The sequence below is a fragment of the Arthrobacter sp. Soil_N43 genome (assembly GCF_057655195.1).
On sequence record NZ_JBDGML010000052.1, the window covers coordinates 9,359 to 29,102 of the forward strand.

The following is a 19,744-nucleotide window of genomic DNA, read 5'->3' on the forward strand; positions in this document are numbered from 1 at the left end:
CGGCGAAGGCCCGTGTGGTAATTTTGAAAAGCAAATGTTCCTTTTTTAATTCCGTCCCGTGAGGCGGGGAAAGGGGAGACGAGCGTTGACTCCTGTCACACAGGCACCGGTTCCGGCCCGGGTTGTACTCAACCAGGCGGACATTGACCGTGCACTCACTCGTATCGCCCATGAGATCCTCGAGGCCAACAAAGGCTCCCAGGACCTGGTGCTGCTGGGAATTCCACGCCGCGGCTACCCTTTGGCCGTCCGGCTCGCCCAGAAAATCGCCGCAGCAGACCCTGCAGTGGACGCCTCCGCAATCGTCGGCCAGCTCGACGTCACCATGTTCCGGGACGATCTGTCGCACCAGCCCACCAGGCCGCCCCACCACACGCAGCTGCCGCGGACGGGCATCGACAACAAGGTTGTTGTCCTGATCGATGATGTCCTGTACTCCGGCCGCACCATCCGCGCCGCGCTGGACGCCCTCGTTGACCTCGGCCGGCCCCGCATCGTACGCCTTGCCGTCCTCGTCGACCGCGGTCACCGTGAACTTCCCATCCGGGCGGACCACGTGGGAAAGAACCTTCCGACGTCCTCCTCGGAAAAGGTCCGCGTACGCCTCGAGGAAACCGACGCCATTGACGGCCAGACGGTCAATGAAGTCGTCATCGAGGCCGGCGCATGAAGCACCTGCTCTCCACTGAAAACCTGAGCCGCGCCAACGCCATCCGGATCCTCGACACTGCCGAGGAAATGGCGGCCGTCGGCGACCGCGAGGTCAAGAAACTTCCCGCCCTGCGGGGCCGCACGGTGGTCAACCTCTTCTTCGAGGATTCCACCCGCACCCGCATCTCGTTCGAGGCAGCCGCCAAGCGGCTCTCAGCGGATGTCATCAATTTCGCCGCCAAGGGCTCGTCGGTCTCCAAGGGCGAGTCCCTCAAGGACACTGCCCAGACCTTGTCCGCGATGGGCGCCGACGCCGTGGTGATCCGCCACTGGGCCTCCGGCGCCCCGCACCGGCTCGCCGCTACCGACTGGATCGACGCCGCCGTCATCAATGCCGGTGACGGCACGCACGAGCACCCCACGCAGGCCCTGCTGGATGCGTTCACCATGCGCCGGCACTGGGCAAAACTTGCAGGGCTGTCATCCACCGGCGCCGACCTGAAGGGCATGCGCGTGGCCATCGCCGGCGACGTCCTGCACTCTCGGGTCGCGCGGTCCAACGTCTGGCTGCTGCGCACCCTGGGTGCCGAGGTCACGCTGGTGGCGCCCCCCACGCTGCTGCCCATCGGCGTCGAAACCTGGCCCTGCCGGGTCAGCTACAACATGGATGAAACGCTCGCAAAGGGTGTTGACGCCGTCATGATGCTCCGCGTCCAGGGCGAGCGGATGAATGCGTCGTTCTTCCCCTCCACCCGCGAGTACTCGCGGCGCTGGGGCTTTGACGACACCAGGCTCCGGGCGCTGGACAGCCTGGGCCTGAAGGACACCATCATCATGCACCCCGGGCCCATGAACCGTGGCCTGGAAATTTCCGCCGCCGCAGCAGACTCGCCCCGTTCCACTGTGCTCGCACAGGTCCGGAACGGCGTGTCCGTCCGCATGGCCGCCCTGTACCTGCTGCTCTCCGGGGACACCCGCGAACCAGCCGCCACCCTGAAGGAGAGCAAGTAATGGCTGACCAGCCTGCTAACAACGGCACGAACGGCAACGGAACAACCTACCTCATCCGCGGTGCCTCGATCCTCGGCGGAGGGGCAGAGGACCTGCTCATCCGCGACGGCGTCATCGCCGGGCGCGGCGCGGCCGCCAGCAGCGACGCCGGTGACGCCACCGTGATCGACGCCGACGGCCTCATTGCGCTGCCCGGCATGGTGGACGTGCACACCCACCTCCGCGAGCCCGGCCGCGAAGACGCCGAGACTGTCGAAACCGGCACCCGGGCAGCGGCGCTGGGTGGCTTCACCGCCGTGCACGCCATGGCCAACAGCACCCCGGTGGCTGACACGGCCGGCGTCGTGGAGCAGGTCCACAGCCTGGGCCGCGCCGCAGGCTGGGTAGACGTCCGCCCGGTGGGCGCCGTCACCGTCGGACTAGCGGGGGAGCAGCTGGCCGAGCTCGGCGCCATGGCAGACTCCCGCGCGCAGGTCCGGATGTTCTCCGACGACGGCATCTGCGTCCACGACCCCGTCCTGATGCGCCGCGCACTCGAATACGTCAAAGCGTTCGACGGCGTGGTAGCCCAGCACGCGCAGGAACCCCGCCTCACCGCCGGCGCCCAGATGAACGAAGGCGAAGTCTCAGCCGTCCTCGGGCTGACCGGCTGGCCGGCCGTCGCGGAGGAAAGCATCATCGCCCGCGACGTCCTGCTCACCCAGCATGTCGGCTCCCGGCTCCACGTCTGCCACGTGTCCACTGCCGGATCGGTGGAGATCATCCGCTGGGCCAAAAGCCGCGGTATCAACGTCACCGCCGAAGTGACCCCGCACCACCTCCTGCTCACCGACGAACTGGTCCGCAGCTACGACCCCGTGTACAAGGTCAACCCGCCGCTGCGCACCAACGCCGACGTGGAGGCCCTGCGCGCTGCCCTCGCCGACGGCACCATCGACGTCGTCGGAACCGACCATGCCCCGCACCCGAGCGAGCACAAGGAATGCGAGTGGGCGCAGGCGGCCATGGGCATGACCGGGCTGGAAACCGCCCTGTCCGTCGTGCAGCACGCCATGATCGAGACCGGCCTCATGACCTGGGCGGAATTCGCGCGGGCCACCTCGACGGCGCCGGCCGAAATCGGCCGCCTGGCCGATCAGGGCCGCCCGCTCGAAGAGGGCGAACCCGCGAACATCATTTTGGTGGACCCTGCGGCGCGCTGGACCGTTGATCCTTCCGCCATGGCCACCATGGGGCGCAACTCGCCGTTCCGCGGCATGGAACTCCCCGGCAAGGTGGTGGCCACGTTCTTCAAGGGGCACCCCACCGTCCTGGACGGCAAACTCAACACCCCCTACCGCTATCCCGCGGAAGCCCAAGCTGCCGGCACGGCGGGCTCCAGCTGATGGAGAAGGAACTCCTCGCCGGGCTGATCACGGCGGTCCTGATCGCCGTCGCCCTTGGCCTGATCTGGTTGGGTTGGCGCAACCGGCTTCGTCGGCAGTCAGACATCGAACCCCTTCCCCCCGTTCCCGCCGGGCTGGGCGAGCCGCTGCTGACGGCGGAGGGCCAGTACGTCGCGACCACCACGGCCGGTGACTGGCTGGACAGGATCGCCGTGCACGGCCTCGGCATCCGCACCAACGCTCAGCTCAGCGTGCATCCCGAGGGCGTGCTCCTGGACCGCTCCGGCGCCGCGCCGCTGTTCATCCCGGCAGCCGGGCTGAGCGCCCTCCGGCAGGACAGCGGCATGGCCGGCAAGTTCGTCGAGAAGGACGGATTGCTGGTCCTCACCTGGATGCTCGGAACGCACCAGGTGGACACCGGCTTCCGCACCCGGCGGGCCGCGGACAAACCGGCCCTCCTCCAAAAACTTCAGGAATTAATCTCCGCAGGCCCGCAGGCCGATACCCATAGTGGAAAGTAATACAGTGACGGACAACAACACAGCAAGCTCCACCCCTGCCGCCCTGGTGCTCGAAGACGGCCGCATCTTCCGCGGCAGCAGCTACGGCGCCCAGGGCACCGCCCTCGGCGAGGCGGTCTTTGCCACCGGCATGACCGGCTACCAGGAGACCATTACGGACCCGTCCTACGCCCGCCAGCTCGTGGTGCAGACGGCGCCGCACATCGGCAATACCGGTGTGAACAGCGAAGACGCCGAGTCCCGCCGCATCTGGGTGGCCGGCTACATCGTCCGCGACGCCGCCCGCCGCCCGTCCAACTGGCGCTCGGAGCGCAGTCTCGACGACGAACTCGTTGAGCAGGGCATCGTGGGCATCCAGGGCGTGGACACCCGCGCCATCACCCGCCACCTGCGCGAGCACAAGACCATGCGCGCCGGCATCTTCTCCGGCGCGGCCGCAGAGGCCACCGAAAAGGAACTCCTCGACGCCGTCCTCGCCAGCGCCCCCATGGAAGGCGCCCGGCTGGCCGAGGAAGTCAGCATCGACGAGGCCTACGTGGTGGAGCCCAAGGACCACGGCTGGGAAGGTGACGCCCGGTTCAGCATTGCCGCGATCGACCTCGGCATCAAGGCAATGACGCCGGTCCGGTTCGCCGAGCGCGGCGTCCGGGTCCACGTACTGCCCGCCACCGCCACCATCGAGGACGTCAAGGCGGTCAACCCGGACGGGTTCTTCATGTCCAACGGCCCGGGCGACCCCGCCACGGCCGACAACCAGGTCAAGCTGCTCCGGACCGTGCTGGATGAGAAGCTGCCGTACTTCGGCATCTGCTTCGGCAACCAGATCCTGGGCCGGGCCCTCGGCTTCGGCACGTACAAGCTCAAGTACGGCCACCGCGGCATCAACCAGCCCGTCATGGACCGCCGCACCGGCAAGGTGGAAATCACCTCGCAGAACCACGGCTTCGCCGTCGACGCCCCGCTGGACGGCCCCACCACGGCGCCCGAAGAGCGCTACGGCCGGGTCGAAGTGAGCCACATCAGCCTGAACGACGACGTCGTTGAAGGCCTCGCCTGCCTCGACATCCCGGCGTTCTCGGTCCAGTACCACCCGGAAGCAGCGGCCGGGCCGCACGACGCGGCGTACCTTTTCGATCGCTTCATCGCGCTGATGGAAGGCACACGAGACGGCCGCACCGCCAACCTGTCCGAGAAGCCCGCGGACGATCAGAACACCACCGATTCCAAGACTGAGGACAAGAAGTAATGCCCAAGAGAACTGACCTTAAGAGCGTCCTGGTCATTGGTTCCGGCCCGATCGTCATCGGCCAGGCCGCCGAATTCGACTACTCCGGCACCCAGGCCCTTCGCGTCCTCAAGGAGGAGGGCCTGCGGGTCATCCTCGTCAACTCCAATCCGGCCACCATCATGACGGACCCGGAGTTTGCGGACGCCACCTACATCGAACCGATCACCCCCGAGGTGGTCGAGAAGATCATCGCCAAGGAACGTCCCGACGCCGTGCTGCCCACCCTGGGCGGCCAGACGGCCCTCAACACCGCCATCGCACTGGACAAGAACGGTGTGCTGGAGAAGTACAACGTGGAACTGATCGGCGCCAACATCGCGGCGATCGAACTCGGCGAGGACCGCGAGAAGTTCAAGGGCGTGGTGGAGCGCTGCGGCGCGGAATCCGCGCGCAGCCACATCATCCACACCATGGACGAAGCACTGAAGGCAGCCGACGACCTCGGCTACCCGATGGTGGTCCGCCCGTCCTTCACTATGGGCGGCCTGGGCTCCGGCCTCGCCTACAACGAGGACGACCTCCGCCGGATCGTGGGCCAGGGCCTGCAGTACAGCCCCACCAGCGAGGTGCTCCTGGAAGAGAGCATCCTCGGCTGGAAGGAATACGAGCTCGAGATGATGCGGGACAAGAACGACAACGTCGTTGTTGTCTGCTCCATCGAGAACTTCGATCCCGTGGGCGTGCACACCGGCGACTCCATCACCGTTGCTCCGGCGCTGACACTCACCGACCGCGAATACCAGCGGCTGCGTGACATCTCCATCGCGGTGATCCGTGAAGTCGGCGTGGACACCGGCGGCTGCAACATCCAGTTCGCCATCGATCCGCAGACCGGCCGCGTTGTGGTCATCGAAATGAACCCGCGCGTCTCCCGCTCCTCGGCCCTGGCCTCCAAGGCAACCGGCTTCGCCATCGCCAAGATCGCCACGAAGCTCTCCCTCGGCTACACCCTGGACGAGATTCCCAACGACATTACGCAGAAGACCCCCGCGTCCTTCGAGCCCACGCTCGACTACGTGGTGGTCAAGGTCCCGCGGTTCGCCTTCGAGAAGTTCCCCGCAGCCGACCCCACGCTCACCACCACCATGAAGTCGGTGGGCGAGGCCATGGCCATGGGCCGCAACTTCACCGAGGCCCTCCAGAAGGCCCTGCGGTCCCTGGAGCAGAAGGGCTCGCAGCTGGACTTCAGCTCCGTTCCGGAGTGGGAAGTGCCGGAGCTCATCGAAAAGGCCAAGCGCCCGACGACGGAACGCCTGCACCAGGTGCAGCGCGCCCTGCTCGGCGGCGCCAGCGTGGAGGACCTCCACGAGGCCACGAAGATCGATCCCTGGTTCCTGGACCAGCTCCAGCTGCTGAACGAGATTTCCCGCGAGATCCGCCAGTCCGGCGCCCTGACCGTGGAGATGCTCCAGCGGGCCAAGCGCCACGGCTTCTCCGACGAGCAGATCGGCGCCCTCACGCACAACTCGGAGGCCGTGGTCCGCGGAGTACGCCAGGCCCTGGGCATCCGCCCGGTCTACAAGACCGTGGACACCTGCGCCGCCGAGTTCGCCGCATACACCCCGTACCACTACTCGTCCTACGACGAGGAGGACGAGGTGGCGCTGCACTCCAAGCCGTCCATCCTGATCCTCGGCTCCGGCCCGAACCGCATCGGCCAGGGCATCGAGTTCGATTACTCCTGCGTCCACGCCTCGATGGCACTGCGCAAGGCCGGCTACGAGACCGTGATGGTCAACTGCAACCCGGAAACCGTCTCCACCGACTACGACGTCTCCACGCGCCTGTACTTCGAGCCGCTGACCCTCGAGGACGTCCTGGAGGTCATCGCCGCCGAGGAACGTACCGGAGGCGTCATGGGCGTGTTCGTCCAGCTCGGCGGCCAGACCCCGCTGAAGCTGGCCCAGCAGCTGGCCGACGCCGGTGTGCCGATCCTCGGCACCTCGCCGGAAGCGATCGACCTCGCCGAGCACCGCGGAGCCTTCGCCCGCGTGCTGGACGAAGCCGGGCTCATCTCCCCGAAGAACGGCACCGCGGTGTCCTTCGAGGACGCCAAGAAGATCGCCGACGAAATCGGCTACCCCGTGCTGGTCCGCCCGTCCTACGTCCTCGGCGGCCGCGGCATGGAAATCGTCTACGACGAGCCCAACCTGTCCCGCTACATCGCCAACGCCACGGAAATCACGCCGGACCACCCCGTGCTGATTGACCGGTTCCTGGAAGACGCGGTGGAGATCGACGTCGACGCCCTGTTCGACGGCAAGGACATGTACCTCGGCGGCATCATGGAGCACATCGAGGAAGCGGGCATCCACTCCGGAGACTCGGCCTGTGTGCTGCCTCCCATCACCCTGGGCGGCAACGTGCTGGAACGGGTCCGCACCGCCACGCGCGCCATCGCCGAGGGCGTGGGCGTCCGCGGCCTGATCAATATCCAGTTCGCCCTGGCATCCGATGTGCTGTACGTGCTGGAAGCCAACCCCCGCGCGTCGCGGACCGTGCCGTTCGTCTCCAAGGCGACCGGCGTCCAGATGGCGAAAGCGGCGGCCCTGATCGGCACCGGCGTCACCATTAACCAGCTCCGCAGCGCCTACAAGATGCTCCCGGAATCCGGCGACGGCTCCACCCTGCCGCTGGACGCACCGGTCTCCGTGAAGGAAGCGGTGCTGCCGTTCAGCCGGTTCCGCACCCCGGAGGGCACGGTGGTGGATTCGCTCCTCGGACCGGAAATGCGCTCCACCGGCGAAGTCATGGGCATCGACAAGCACTTCGACACGGCCTTCGCCAAGAGCCAGGCCGCAGCGAACAACGCGCTGCCCACCGAGGGCAAGATCTTCGTCTCCGTGGCCAACCGCGACAAGCGTTCCGTGATCATGGGCGTCAAGCGGCTGTCCGACCTCGGCTTCGAGATCGTCTCCACCGGCGGCACCGCCGACGTCCTGCGCCGCAACGGCATCCAGGCCACCCCGGTGCGCAAGGTGGCTGAGGGCAGCAGCGCCGAAGGTGAAGGCACCATCGCCGACCTCGTCATCGCCGGCGAAATCGACATGGTCTTCAACACCCCGTCCGGCGGCGAAGCCCGCAGCGACGGCTACGAGCTCCGTGCCGCGGCCACGTCCATCGGCATCCCCTGCATCACGACGGTGGCCGAGTTCAACGCCGCCGTGCAGGCCATCGAGGCGCTGCGCACCTACGAATGGTCGGTGACCAGCCTGCAGGAGCACGCCGCGGCCCTGGTCGCCTCGCAGAAGGCAGCAGCGCAGAATGCCTGAGGCGGCTTCTGTTGAAACGGCCGGACGGGAATCTTTTGGTTCCCGGCTCGGCCGGGCCATGGCCGAGCGCGGCCCTTTGTGTGTCGGCATCGACCCGCACCCCGCGCTGTTGGCCGCCTGGGGACTGAACGACGACGCCGCAGGGCTGGAACGGTTTTCGCTGACCGTCCTGGAGGCCGTCGGTTCCCTCGCTGCCGCCGTCAAGCCGCAGGTGGCGCTTTACGAGCGCCACGGCTCCAAGGGCATGGCCGCACTGGAGCGGACGCTGGCCGCCGCGGCTGGCGCCGGGGTGCTGAGCATCGCCGACGCCAAGCGCGGGGACATCGGCTCCACCATGGCCGCGTACGCCGACGCCTGGCTTCGCGATGGCTCATCGTTGGCAGCCGACTCGGTGACGTTGAGCCCGTACCTTGGCTTCGAGTCGCTGCGCCCGGCCTTGGACCTGGCGGCCGAGCACGGCCGCGGCGTTTTTGTCCTGGCCCTGACGTCAAACCCGGAGGGGGCGTCGGTCCAGCATGTCGGCGGAAGTGATTCTGTTGCACGCCGGATCGTCGAGGCCGCGGCCGGGGAAAACCAGCGGTACGGTGGGGCGCTCGGCTCCGTCGGCCTCGTCGTGGGAGCCACCGTGGGCACAGCACTGGCAGACCTCGACCTGGACCTCGGCGCCGTCCGCGGACCAATCCTGGCCCCCGGGCTGGGCGCCCAAGGCGCCACGCCTGCCGATCTGCGAAAGACCTTCGGGGCCGCGTACCCGCAGGTGCTGGGAACATCCAGCCGGGACATCCTCAAGGCAGGCCCTGGTGTGCAGGGCCTGCAGGACGCAGCCACGCGAACGCTGGACGGACTCCGCATCGAATAGTCCATTGATTTCTGCCTCCGCCGAGGAGTAGGTTCAGGACAAGTCCAACGGCCCAGGCCGTGGATCCATAGGCGACCCCCGGGGGATAACCGTGACCTTGCGACCCTTGTCAGCCCAGGAACGTGCTGATGCGCTAAAGAAAGCCGCCGCTGCAAGGGCCGCCAGGGCCGCTGCCAAAGAGAGGCTCAAAACCGGAGACCTGTCCATCGCCGAGGTGCTGGACTCCGGAGGCACTGAGGACGCCATCGCCCGGATGCGGGTGTCCGAACTGCTTGAGGCCCTGCCGGGAATCGGAAAGGTACGGGCGGCCGCCATCATGGAGACCGTGGGCATCGCAGCATCGAGGCGGGTTCGCGGACTGGGCGTGCACCAGCGCCGGGCGCTGGTAGATTTTATGAACGAGAAATAGATCCATCCGAACAGAGTCATCTGAAGACCGCCCAAAGGAATACGTGAGCAAGAAACCCGGACTGACAGTCCTCGCTGGTCCTACGGCTGTTGGCAAAGGCACCGTGTCCACCTATATCCGGGACAACTACCCGGAGGTCTGGCTGTCGGTATCAGCCACCACCCGTGCCCCGCGGCCCGGTGAGATCGATGGAGTGCACTACTACTTCAAGTCCAAGGAGGAGTTCGAGTCCCTGGTTGCCGCCGGCGAATTCCTGGAATGGGCCGTGGTGCACGGGCAGAACACTTACGGCACCCTGAAGAGCACGGTAAAGCAGGCCATCGCCGAGGGCCGCTCGGTGCTGCTGGAGATCGACCTGCAGGGAGCGCGCCAGGTCAAGCAGGCGCTGCCCGACGCTCAGTTCGTGTTCCTGGCGCCCCCGAGCTGGGAAGAATTGGTGCGTCGCCTGGTGGGCCGCGGCACGGAATCGGCCGAGGAACAGCAGCGGCGGCTGGAAACCGGTAAAGTAGAGCTTGCTGCTGAACCGGAGTTCGACCACACCGTCATCAATGACGACGTTCGCCGGGCAGCGGACGAGCTTGTTTCACTCATGGGGCTGACCCCGCACCCGCGCTAACCGCAGAAGCCACATCAGCCCGCTAGAAATTTGGAGAATTCGTGTCCACGAACCTTGAAGGCATCATCAACCCGCCGATCGACTCGCTGCTCAAGGCAGCCGATTCCAAGTACGGCCTGGTGATCTTCGGTGCCAAGCGTGCACGTCAGATCAACGCTTACTACGCCCAGCTCCACGAGGGCCTGTTCGAGTACGTCGGCCCGCTGGTCGACACCAAGCTGAACGAGAAGTCGCTGTCCATCGCCCTGCGCGAGATCAACGAAGGCAAGCTCGTCTCCACGCCCATCGAGGCGTCCGAGTAACATCCGCAGAGTAAAAGACTGCCTGCTGACGGAGATCACGTGCGCATAGTCCTCGGAGTCGGGGGAGGGATTGCCGCCTACAAGGTGGCATCGCTCCTCCGGCTTTTTACTGAAGCCGGCCATGACGTCACCGTCATCCCCACCGAAGCTGCCACCCGGTTTGTTGGCGTGGCAACCTGGGAGGCGCTCTCCGGGAATACGGTCAGCAACAGCGTCTTCGACGACGTCCACCTCGTGAACCACGTCCGTCTGGGCCATGAGGCAGACCTGATCGTCGTGGCCCCGGCCACCGCGGACCTGCTGGCCCGGGCGGCCACAGGCCAGGCGGATGATCTCCTGACAAATACCCTGCTGATGGCCGGCGGGCCAGTCCTCTTCGCCCCGGCCATGCACACGGAGATGTGGCAGCACGCCGCCACGCAGGCCAACGTCGAAACACTGCGCAGCCGGGGCGTCACCGTCCTCGAGCCTGCCAGCGGCAGGCTGACGGGTTCTGATTCCGGCCCCGGCCGGCTGCCCGAAGCCGAGGCAATCTACGAAGCGGCGCTGGCACTGGTCCACGGTCTCCGCGCCGCCGCCCCCGGCTCTCCGGAAGCTCCGCTCTTCCCCCTCGCCGGACGGACGGTGACCATCAGCGCCGGCGGAACCCGTGAGCCGCTGGACCCGGTGCGGTTCCTGGGCAACCGATCCTCCGGGAAGCAGGGTGTCGCCCTGGCAGAGGCGGCCCGTGACGCCGGCGCCACCGTGCGCCTCGTCGCCGCCCACATGGAGGTGCCCGCTCCGGCTGGCGTCGAGGTGGTGTCGGTTGAAACAGCCCTGCAACTCCGGGACGCCATGCTATCGGCGGCAGCCGGCTCCGACGTCGTCATCATGGCCGCGGCGGTGGCGGATTTCCGCCCGGCGGACGTATCCGGCACCAAAATCAAGAAACGGGACGGCCACGCCGACCCCGTCGTCTCGCTCGTCCGGAACCCCGATATCCTCCATGAGCTCGTAGCTGTCCGCGACGCCGGCGGAAGCAGCCAGCTTGTGGTGGGTTTCGCCGCCGAAACCGGAGACGCCCACGGCGACGTGCTGGAATACGCCGCAGAAAAGCTCAAGCGCAAAGGCTGCGACCTCCTGGTGGTGAACCATGTGGGCTCGGACAAGGTCTTTGGCCAGGACCACAATTCAGTGGTCATCCTTTCCCGCACCGGCTCCGAACCCCAGTCGGCGTCCGGCACCAAGCATGATGTCGCCGCCGTCGTCATCGACCGGATCGGCACCGAGCTGAGCAGGGTCTTCCCGCGAACCTGAGCGGCGTAAGCAACGTCTCCTTAGCATGGGGACACACGCCGCCGCCCGTCCGTTTGCCAACAAGTAAGGTAGTTGAGTGACTTTACCGCTGCACATTCCTGAATCCCACGGGTCCGTACCCTCCGCGCTCCGGCTCTTCACCTCCGAGTCGGTGACTGAGGGCCACCCGGACAAGATCTGTGACCAGATCAGCGACGCCATTCTTGACGCCCTGCTGGCCGCGGATCCGGAATCGCGCGTCGCCGTGGAAACCATGGCCACCACGGGCCTGGTCCACGTTGCCGGAGAGGTGACCACGGATGCCTACGTCGAGATTCCGCAGATCGTCCGCGAAACCATCCTGGGTATTGGGTACGACTCGTCGGCGAATGGTTTCGACGGTGCCCGCTGCGGCGTGTCCGTATCCATCGGCCAGCAGTCCAACGACATCGCCGGCGGTGTCTTCAACTCCCTGGAAGCCAGGGAAGGCCGCCAGGTTGACGACTACGATCTGCAGGGTGCCGGGGACCAGGGCCTCATGTTCGGCTACGCCAGCGACGAGACGCCGTCCTACATGCCCGTGCCGATCTGGATCGCGCACCGGCTCTCTGAACGTCTGACTGAGGTGCGCAAGAGCGGCGAACTGTCATACCTGCGTCCTGACGGCAAGACCCAGGCGACGATCGGCTACGACGGCGACCGTCCCGTGTCGGTGGAGACCATCGTGATTTCCAGCCAGCACGCCGAAGGCTTCAGCCTCGACCAGCTCCGGGCTGACCTCGCCGCGCACGTGATCGAGCCCGTGCTGGCCCTGGCGGACCTGGACATCTCACGGACCGTCAACATCCTGAACCCCGCCGGTGCCTTCGTTATCGGCGGCCCGGTCGGAGACGCCGGCCTCACCGGCCGCAAGATCATCGTCGACACTTACGGCGGGATGGCCCGGCACGGTGGCGGCGCCTTCTCCGGCAAGGACCCGTCCAAGGTGGACCGCTCGGCGGCGTACGCGATGCGCTGGGTGGCCAAGAACGTGGTGGCTGCCGGACTTGCCAAGCGGGCGGAGATCCAGATCGCCTACGCGATCGGCCAGGCCCGTCCGGTGGGCACCTACGTGGAGACGTTCGGTACTGAAACGGTCGATCCGGCGAAGATCAGCGCCGCGATCGCCGAGATTTTCGATCTCCGCCCCCGCGCCATCATCGATGCCCTCGACCTGAAGCGTCCCATCTACGCGAAGACTGCCGCCCACGGCCACTTCGGCCGCGACGACCCGGACTTCACCTGGGAGCGCCTGGACCGGGTGGACGACCTGAAGGCATACTTCAACGCCTGACCGCCAAAATGTCATACCCGGGTGTTTGGCTGGTGGTTGACCCGGGACGGAGGCAGCCACCATGGCACTGAATGCAGGGCAGGCAATGACCAACGAGCCGCAGCAGCTTTCCCTGCTCCAGGGCTTTCCCGCCAGTCCCAGGACTTCAGCGGGGCCGCCCCTTGCGGCCAGCCTGCCGGTGGCCCGTGTCCTCATTGAGTCGTCGTTGCCGCACCTGGACCGGCCGTTCGACTACAGCGTTCCCGCGGAGATGGCTGACACGGCCCAGGCCGGCGTACGCGTCAAGGTCAAGTTCAGCGGGCAGGAACTCAGCGGCTACGTTCTTGAGCGGACGGCCGAGTCGGACGCCGGCCATGACCTGGTGCCGCTCCACAAGGTGGTATCGCCTGTCGCGGTCCTGACGCCTGGGCTCAGGGAACTCGCCAACCGTGTTGCGGCCCGCTATGCGGGCACCGTCAGCGACGTCCTGCGCGTCGCCATTCCCCCGCGGGTCGCCAAGGTGGAGAAAGAACCCGCGGCCGACGAACCGGGCGGGCAGCCTGCCCCAGGGGCGGCGACACAGTCAGTGCGCGCAGAAGCACCCGGGCCTGCCTGGGCGGAATACCGGAACGGGAGCGCCTTCCTGCGCCACCTTAACGGGGGCGGATCGCCGCGGGCCGTGCTCAGCGCCCTGCAGGGTTTCGGCCCCGGCGGGTGGCCGAGGCTGATCGCGGAGGCGGTGGCGGCGGTCCGGCAGTCCGGGCGCGGCGCGGTTGTCGTGGTGCCGGATTACCGGGACCTCGAGCGCGTCCAGGCGGCCCTGGAGGAGCTCCTCCCGGCCTCCGACGTCGCCAGGCTCACGGCGGACGATGGCCAGACGCCGCGCTACCGCAGCTACCTCCAGGTGCTCAACGGCACTGCCGGCGTGGCCGTGGGCACGCGCTCGGCGGCCTATGCGCCCGTCCGGGACCTCGGCCTCGTGGTGTGCTGGGACGACGGCGACGACCTCCACATCGAGCAGCGCTCTCCCTACGCCCACACCAGGGAAGTGCTGCTGCTCCGCGCAGAGCAGGACGGCGCCGCCTGCCTGCTGGCCGGGCACTTCCGCAGCACGGAGGCGCAGCGCCTCGTGGACGCGGGCTGGGCCATGCCCGTGGACGCCGCACGCCCCGTGGTCCGCAGGACCGTTCCCCGCGTCCTCAACACCGCCGACAGCTTTGAACAGGAACGCGACCCCCTTGCCCGGATTGCACGTCTGCCCGGCGCGGCCTGGCGGACCGCCAAGGATGGCTTGGAACGCGGCCCAGTCCTTGTCCAGGTGGCACGCTCCGGTTACGCGCCGTCCCTTGTCTGCGACCGGTGCCGTGAACCGGCCCGCTGCCAGTCATGCCAGGGTCCGTTGGCCATTGCGGGAGCCTCGGGCAGTTCGGCCGTGCCGCAGTGCCGGTGGTGTTCAGCCCCGGCCCCGGCATGGCGGTGCGGCCACTGCAACAACACTCATCTGCGGCGCGGCGCCACCGGGGTGCTGCGCACCGCGGAGGAACTGGGACGGGCCTTCCCGGGGAAACCCGTGGTGACGTCCTCGGGCGACCACGTCAAAGCGGGCGTTCCGGACGCCGCATCGCTCGTGGTGGCCACCGTCGGCGCCGAGCCGGTGGCTGACGGCGGGTACGCAGCGGCCCTGCTGCTCGACGGCGACTCCCTCCTGCGGCGCGAAAACCTCCGGGCGGGGGAGGACGCCGTGCGGCGCTGGTTCAACGCTGCGGCGTTGGTGCGGCCCGCAGCGGAGGGCGGGGTGGTGGTCATCACGGCGGACGACACTGCCGCCGTGGGTGCGCTGCTGCGGTGGGATCCCGCGGGTTATGCGCAGCGCGAACTGGGGCTCCGCACGGAACTGCAGCTTCCGCCGGCGGTACGCGTCGCGTCCGTGACCGGCGGCCGCACCGCCGTCGGGAACTTCACGGCGGCCGTCACCGGACGGCTGAAGGCGGAAGGCGTGGAACTGCGCGTTGCCGGCCCGGCGCCGCTGCTGACGGGACAGCCTCCTTCCGCAGCGAAGGCGGCAGGGAAGCTGGCGGCAGATGCCGGAAGTGAGGACGTCCGGACGCTGCTCTTCATTCCGTATGGCCAGGCCGGCACCGTGACCCGGGTCCTTCGGGCGGTGAAGGCCGCCAGCGCGGCGAAGCGCACCGACGATCCCGTCCAGCTGAGGCTGGACGGCGTGGACGTCCTCTAGCGGTGCTGCTTCTTGCCCCGCAGGGCCATGACTTCCGCCGCCACGCCCACCAGCTGCCGCGCTGAGGCGTCCCAACTGAAGTCGCGGGCCCGCTGGACCGAACGCCGTGACACGTCCCGCCAGTGCCGGACGTCGTCGAGGCTGCGCACAGCGGCGGCGAAGGCCGCCGGTGAATCCGGATCCACGTAGCTGGCGATGTCGGCGCCCACTTCGCGGAAGATCGGAATATCGCTGGCGATCACAGGGGTGCCCAGCGCCATGGCCTCCACGAGCGGCAGTCCGTAGCCTTCGGCCTTCGACAGGCTGACCAGGGCGGTGGTGCGCTTGAGCAGGGCAGTGTACTCGTCGTCGGTCACGCCGTCGTGGAACACCACCTTGGCGCCCGCGGGGATCAGGGCCTCCAGCTCGGCCCGGCGCTGCGGGGTGATCCGGCTGAGCAAATGCAGTGTATGACCGGGCAGCTCCGCCATCCCGGCAAGCATGGTCTCGACGTTCTTGTACGGCATGAACGAGCCCATGTAGAGGAGGGTCTTGTCGGCGCCCGCCTCCGGGTCGCGGGGGAGCTGCGCCGGCTGCGGCGCGTTGCTGACGATCCGGACCGGACGGTTCGTCAGCCGGTACTTGGCCATCAGTGCCTCGGTGGTGCGGCTGATGGTAGCCACCACGTCTGCGCGGTTGAGCAGCAGCCGCTGGGGCCAGAACGCCTTGTGGTAGAGCCGCCACAGGATGCGGACCGGTGCCGGCAGGAAGCCGGGCGGGGCCGGGTGTTCGTAGTAGATGAGGTCGTGCAGCGTCAGCACCAGGCCGTACTTCCGCCCCCACGTGCCCATGGTCTGCATGGGGCAGACGACCACATCGGCGCCGAGCGTGTTCACCGTCCTCGCAACGAATAGTTCCCCGGGGGAGAGCGGGCTGTTGATCAGGGTGTAGGGCACGTCGGGTAGCAGGGCGAGCTGCCGGGGGTCGCTGATGAGCATGGACACGTCCGCGATTTTTGAGGTTGCGGCGATGAGGCTGGCACCGTAGCGGCTGATGCCGTCATGGTGGTCCGTCCGGGTGAAGCGGGCGTCGATAACAATTTTCACGCAGCGTGGTCCTTAAGGAAGCGGCGGATGAAACCCGCGGCGGGTTCCGGCGTTTCGTAGTGGATCAGATGCCCGACGTCGGGAATCACCTCCAGCCTGCCGTCCGGCAGGGAGCCGGCGAGTTTGTGCTGGTCACGGAGAAGTGCGATTTCGTCCTTTTCCCCGGCCACCAGCAGGACAGGCAGCGCGAGCTTGCCTGCCACCTCTGTGACATTGCTGCTGACGGATGCCGTGAAGGATTCCAGCAGGCTCTCGCGGTTGGCGAAGGCGCTGAAGTAGGCGTTGTGCTGCCCGTGGATGAACCGCAGGAGCTCCTTGTCCTTGGTTTTCGCCATGGCCACGCTCATGACCCGGACAATGAGCCGGCTGCGCAGCAGCTGCAGGCCCATGCGGCGGGGGAGGCGCGCGGCGAGGCGGTAGTACAGCACCGCGAGCCTGGTCATGAGGCCTTTGGGGCCCTCCAAGGCCGGCGCTGCGATCGGGTTGATCAGGATCAGCGGCCGGACCGCGTCCGGACGCTCGGCCACGAAGTGGGCGGCGATGATGGATCCGAACGAGTGCCCCAGCAGGACCGTGTCCGGGCCCAGGCCGAGGGCCTCCATGAAGTCGCTGATGAACTGCCCGTACCGGCGGACGCTGTGTTCGCCGTCGGCAAATGCCTCAGAGCTGCCGAAACCGGGAAGGTCGGGCATGACCAGACGCATTTCGGGCAGCTGGTCCGCCACCCGCAGCAGCCCGTGGTGGTCGCCGCGGAAGCCGTGGATGACCAGGATGGTGCGTGTCTCCGGGGTGGGCCGGACCGGCTCGTAGGTCCAGTACGCCACAGTGCCGCCCGCGAGGTCGACCTCGGAGGCCCTGGTCCGGGCGGCAAGGCCGCCGCTGAAGAGGGACGGCGTGGTGGACGGCTCGGAGTCTGCTGTTTTCATTGGTGGGGGAATCCTAGTTGACGTTGTCGGGGTGGGAGCCGGTACGGTGGCCGCGGTCCAGGCCGGCGATGTCCGCCATGTCCAGGGCGGAGAGCTCAAAGTCGAAAATGTCGAGGTTCTGGCGGATCCGGTCCCAGGAGCTTGCCTTGGGGATGGCGACGTTTCCCAGCTGCAGGTGCCACCGCAGAATGATCTGGGCCGCCGAAACTTTGTGCTCGGCGGCGAGCGCCAGGATGTCCGGGTCCTCAAGGATCTGCCCGCGGCCGAGCGGGCTCCAGGCCTCGGTGAGGATGCCCAGCCCGCGGTGCTTTTCCCTCAGTTCCGCCTGCTGCAGCCAGGGATGGAGTTCGATCTGGTTGACGGCAGGCACTACCTCGGCGGTCTCCAGGAGGCGGTCCAGATGCTGCGGCTGGAAGTTGCAGACACCGATCGCCCGTACCTTGCCCTCCCGGTAGAGCGTTTCGAGTGCACGGTAGGTTTCCTGGAACAGTCCACGCCGAGGGCACGGCCAGTGGATCAGGTACATGTCCACGTATTCCAACCCCAGATTGATCATCGAGGTGTCGAAGGCCCGCAGCGTGGCGTCGTAGCCCTGGTCGTCATTCCAGACCTTCGTGGTGATGAACAGGTCTTCCCGAGACGTGGGTGGTGAAGATTCTCCGGAGCCGCCCCGCACGGCCTCCACGCCGTACAGGGAAACGATGCCGCGCGCGACGCCCGATTCGTTGCCGTACATTGCTGCAGTGTCGAAGTGCCGGTATCCCGCTTCGAGGGCCATGGTTACCAGCTTTGCTGTCTCGTCCCGCGGGACCTTGTACAGGCCGAATCCCAACTGGTCGATCAGCACGCCGTTGTTCAGGCTGAGCCGGGGTGAGGTAGTCATGGCTATGACTCTACCGATACGGCCGGGCTGCCGCGCGGAGTCCGGTTCGCCACCCCGGTGGCCGTGGCGCCGGTATCCTTGAGAGATGAGTGACACAGCGCAGTCAGCCGTCACCTTCGGTGGCCGCTTCGCCCGGGAGTTCGCGGAGTTGGCCATTCCTTGGCGGGCGGAAGAGGCTCCGGACCCGCAACTGCTGGTGCTCAACGAACCACTCGCGGCCGAGCTGGACCTGGACCCCGCATTCCTCCGGAGTCCGGACGGCCTGCGTCTGCTGATCGGGACCGCAGTCCCCGCGGAGGCCACTCCAGTGGCGCAGGCCTACGCCGGCCACCAGTTTGGCTGGTACGCCCCCCGCCTCGGCGACGGACGCGCACTCCTGCTGGGGGAGCTGGCGCATGCGGACGGCCAGCTGCGCGACATTCACCTCAAAGGCTCGGGACGCACACCGTTCGCCCGGGGCGGTGACGGCTGGGCGGTAGTCGGTCCGATGCTGCGCGAATACGTCGTCAGCGAGGCGATGCACGCCTTGGGGATTCCCACCACACGATCTCTCGCCGTAGTGGCCACGGGGCGTCCGGTGCAGCGTGAGACGGTCCTCCCCGGGGCCGTGCTCACCCGGGTCGCGGGAAGCCATCTGCGCGTTGGCAGCTTCCAGTACGCCCGGGCCACGGGCGACGTGGGCCTCGTGCGCCGCCTTGCCGATTACGCAATCTCCCGTCACTACCCGGCCGCGATGGAGGCCGAAGACCGCTATGGCGCCCTGTTCCAGGCGGTGGTGGCCGCCCAGGCGTCGCTCGTGGCCCGCTGGATGCTGGTGGGGTTCGTGCATGGGGTCATGAACACGGACAACATGACCATCTCGGGGGAGACCATCGACTACGGCCCGTGTGCTTTCATGGAGGCCTTCGACCCGGCCGCCGTTTACAGTTCCATCGATGAGGGCGGACGCTACGCCTACCGCAACCAGCCGGTGGTGGCCGAGTGGAACCTTGCCCGGCTCGCCGAGTCGCTCCTTCCCCTCCTCCACGACGACCAGGAGAAGGCGGTGGAATTTGCTGTGGAATCACTCGGCGAATTCCGCAGGCAGTACAGTGCCGTCTGGTCGGCGGGAATGAAGGCCAAGCTCGGACTGCAGGAGGGCCTCGACGACGACGTGGCGTCGCCTCTCATCGACGACATTCTGGCTCTCCTTCAGGAGGGTCAGGTGGACTACACCTCGTTCTTCCGGCGCCTCGGCAGGGCCGCCCGCGGCCAGGCCGAACCTGTGCGGGGCCTGTTCTCCGAACCGGCGGAGTTCGATGCCTGGGCTGAGCGCTGGCGCGCGTTGGATCCGGACGCCGATGCGATGGACCGGGTCAACCCCGCATACATTCCCCGAAACCATCTGGTGGAGGAGGCTCTCGCCGCCGCCACCGAAGGCGACCTGGATCCGCTCAAGCGGCTCCTGGCCGCGGTGGCCTCGCCCTTTGACGAGCGCCCCGGCCTCGAGCGCTACGCCGCCGCCGCCCCGGAGGACTTCGGCACCTACCGGACCTTCTGCGGCACCTGAGCCTCAGCCCGAGCACCGTCTCCTCGCCGGGCTTGCTCAGCATTGTGCGAAGATTTGCGCAGTTTGCGAGACGCTCAGGGAAAGATTGTCCGAGCTTATCCACATACGCGGCTAACTCGATTCCACCGGCCTGCCCATCATGGTCCCATGGTAGAAACGACCGC

The 19,744-nt window shown here is 67.4% G+C and carries 17 protein-coding genes; 14 read left to right on the top strand and 3 right to left on the bottom strand.

All coding sequences use genetic code 11. The features are described 5' to 3' along the window. The first annotated feature begins 85 nt into the window (after positions 1-85). The 13 genes from pyrR to AC3A3W_RS04060 all read left to right on the top strand — a co-directional run bounded on the left by pyrR (position 86) and on the right by AC3A3W_RS04060 (position 15,137). Positions 86-670: a bifunctional pyr operon transcriptional regulator/uracil phosphoribosyltransferase PyrR gene (pyrR, locus tag AC3A3W_RS04000; RefSeq protein WP_487440580.1), complete on the top strand. Its 585-nt coding sequence runs from the start codon at positions 86-88 to the stop codon at positions 668-670. Next, a complete protein-coding gene (locus tag AC3A3W_RS04005) occupies positions 667-1,662 on the top strand; it encodes an aspartate carbamoyltransferase catalytic subunit (protein WP_487440581.1) in 996 nt (331 codons plus the stop codon). The genes pyrR and AC3A3W_RS04005 overlap by 4 nt, the downstream gene beginning before the upstream one ends. Next, positions 1,662-3,047, top strand: coding sequence for a dihydroorotase (locus AC3A3W_RS04010; RefSeq protein ID WP_487440582.1), 1,386 nt, complete (start codon positions 1,662-1,664; stop codon positions 3,045-3,047). The genes AC3A3W_RS04005 and AC3A3W_RS04010 overlap by 1 nt, the downstream gene beginning before the upstream one ends. After that, a complete protein-coding gene (locus AC3A3W_RS04015) occupies positions 3,047-3,568 on the top strand; it encodes a PH-like domain-containing protein (RefSeq protein WP_487440583.1) in 522 nt (173 codons plus the stop codon). The genes AC3A3W_RS04010 and AC3A3W_RS04015 overlap by 1 nt, the downstream gene beginning before the upstream one ends. Continuing rightward, entirely contained in the window at positions 3,549-4,814 is a 1,266-nt protein-coding gene (carA, locus tag AC3A3W_RS04020) for a glutamine-hydrolyzing carbamoyl-phosphate synthase small subunit (protein WP_487440598.1), read from the top strand. The genes AC3A3W_RS04015 and carA overlap by 20 nt, the downstream gene beginning before the upstream one ends. Beyond that, entirely contained in the window at positions 4,814-8,128 is a 3,315-nt protein-coding gene (gene carB, locus AC3A3W_RS04025) for a carbamoyl-phosphate synthase large subunit (RefSeq protein WP_487440584.1), read from the top strand. Before carA ends, carB begins: the two co-directional genes overlap by 1 nt. Beyond that, positions 8,121-8,987 (top strand): orotidine-5'-phosphate decarboxylase, encoded by an 867-nt coding sequence (gene pyrF / locus AC3A3W_RS04030; RefSeq protein WP_487440585.1) that lies wholly within the window; start codon positions 8,121-8,123, stop codon positions 8,985-8,987. The genes carB and pyrF overlap by 8 nt, the downstream gene beginning before the upstream one ends. Positions 8,988-9,084: 97 nt before the next feature. Then, positions 9,085-9,396, top strand: a complete 312-nt coding sequence (gene mihF / locus AC3A3W_RS04035; RefSeq protein ID WP_487440599.1) for an integration host factor, actinobacterial type — start codon at positions 9,085-9,087, stop codon at positions 9,394-9,396. 43 nt (positions 9,397-9,439) lie between these two features. Next, positions 9,440-10,012, top strand: coding sequence for a guanylate kinase (gene gmk, locus AC3A3W_RS04040; protein WP_205653914.1), 573 nt, complete (start codon positions 9,440-9,442; stop codon positions 10,010-10,012). 41 nt (positions 10,013-10,053) lie between these two features. After that, positions 10,054-10,314, top strand: a complete 261-nt coding sequence (gene rpoZ / locus AC3A3W_RS04045) for a DNA-directed RNA polymerase subunit omega (RefSeq protein WP_205653913.1) — start codon at positions 10,054-10,056, stop codon at positions 10,312-10,314. Positions 10,315-10,353: 39 nt separating this feature from the next. After that, on the top strand, positions 10,354-11,610 hold the full coding sequence (gene coaBC / locus AC3A3W_RS04050) for a bifunctional phosphopantothenoylcysteine decarboxylase/phosphopantothenate--cysteine ligase CoaBC (RefSeq protein WP_487440586.1): 1,257 nt from the start codon (positions 10,354-10,356) through the stop codon (positions 11,608-11,610). 76 nt (positions 11,611-11,686) lie between these two features. Beyond that, positions 11,687-12,922: a methionine adenosyltransferase gene (gene metK, locus AC3A3W_RS04055; RefSeq protein ID WP_487440587.1), complete on the top strand. Its 1,236-nt coding sequence runs from the start codon at positions 11,687-11,689 to the stop codon at positions 12,920-12,922. Positions 12,923-12,983: 61 nt separating this feature from the next. After that, entirely contained in the window at positions 12,984-15,137 is a 2,154-nt protein-coding gene (locus AC3A3W_RS04060) for a primosomal protein N' (protein ID WP_487440588.1), read from the top strand. Here the strand turns inward: AC3A3W_RS04060 and AC3A3W_RS04065 are convergent. From AC3A3W_RS04065 to AC3A3W_RS04075, 3 genes are read right to left on the bottom strand one after another with little or no spacing between them, the layout of a single operon-like run. Further along, a complete protein-coding gene (locus AC3A3W_RS04065) occupies positions 15,134-16,222 on the bottom strand; it encodes a glycosyltransferase family 4 protein (RefSeq protein WP_487440589.1) in 1,089 nt (362 codons plus the stop codon). The two genes, AC3A3W_RS04060 and AC3A3W_RS04065, sit on opposite strands and share 4 nt — an antisense overlap. Continuing rightward, positions 16,219-17,148, bottom strand: coding sequence for an alpha/beta fold hydrolase (locus AC3A3W_RS04070; RefSeq protein WP_487440590.1), 930 nt, complete (start codon positions 17,146-17,148; stop codon positions 16,219-16,221). The genes AC3A3W_RS04065 and AC3A3W_RS04070 overlap by 4 nt, the downstream gene beginning before the upstream one ends. A gap of 13 nt (positions 17,149-17,161) precedes the next feature. Then, positions 17,162-18,031: an aldo/keto reductase gene (locus AC3A3W_RS04075; protein ID WP_487440591.1), complete on the bottom strand. Its 870-nt coding sequence runs from the start codon at positions 18,029-18,031 to the stop codon at positions 17,162-17,164. A gap of 85 nt (positions 18,032-18,116) precedes the next feature. On the opposite strand from AC3A3W_RS04075, the gene AC3A3W_RS04080 reads away from it, so the two are divergent. Continuing rightward, a complete protein-coding gene (locus tag AC3A3W_RS04080) occupies positions 18,117-19,580 on the top strand; it encodes a protein adenylyltransferase SelO (RefSeq protein ID WP_487440592.1) in 1,464 nt (487 codons plus the stop codon). The last annotated feature ends 164 nt before the right edge of the window (positions 19,581-19,744 follow it).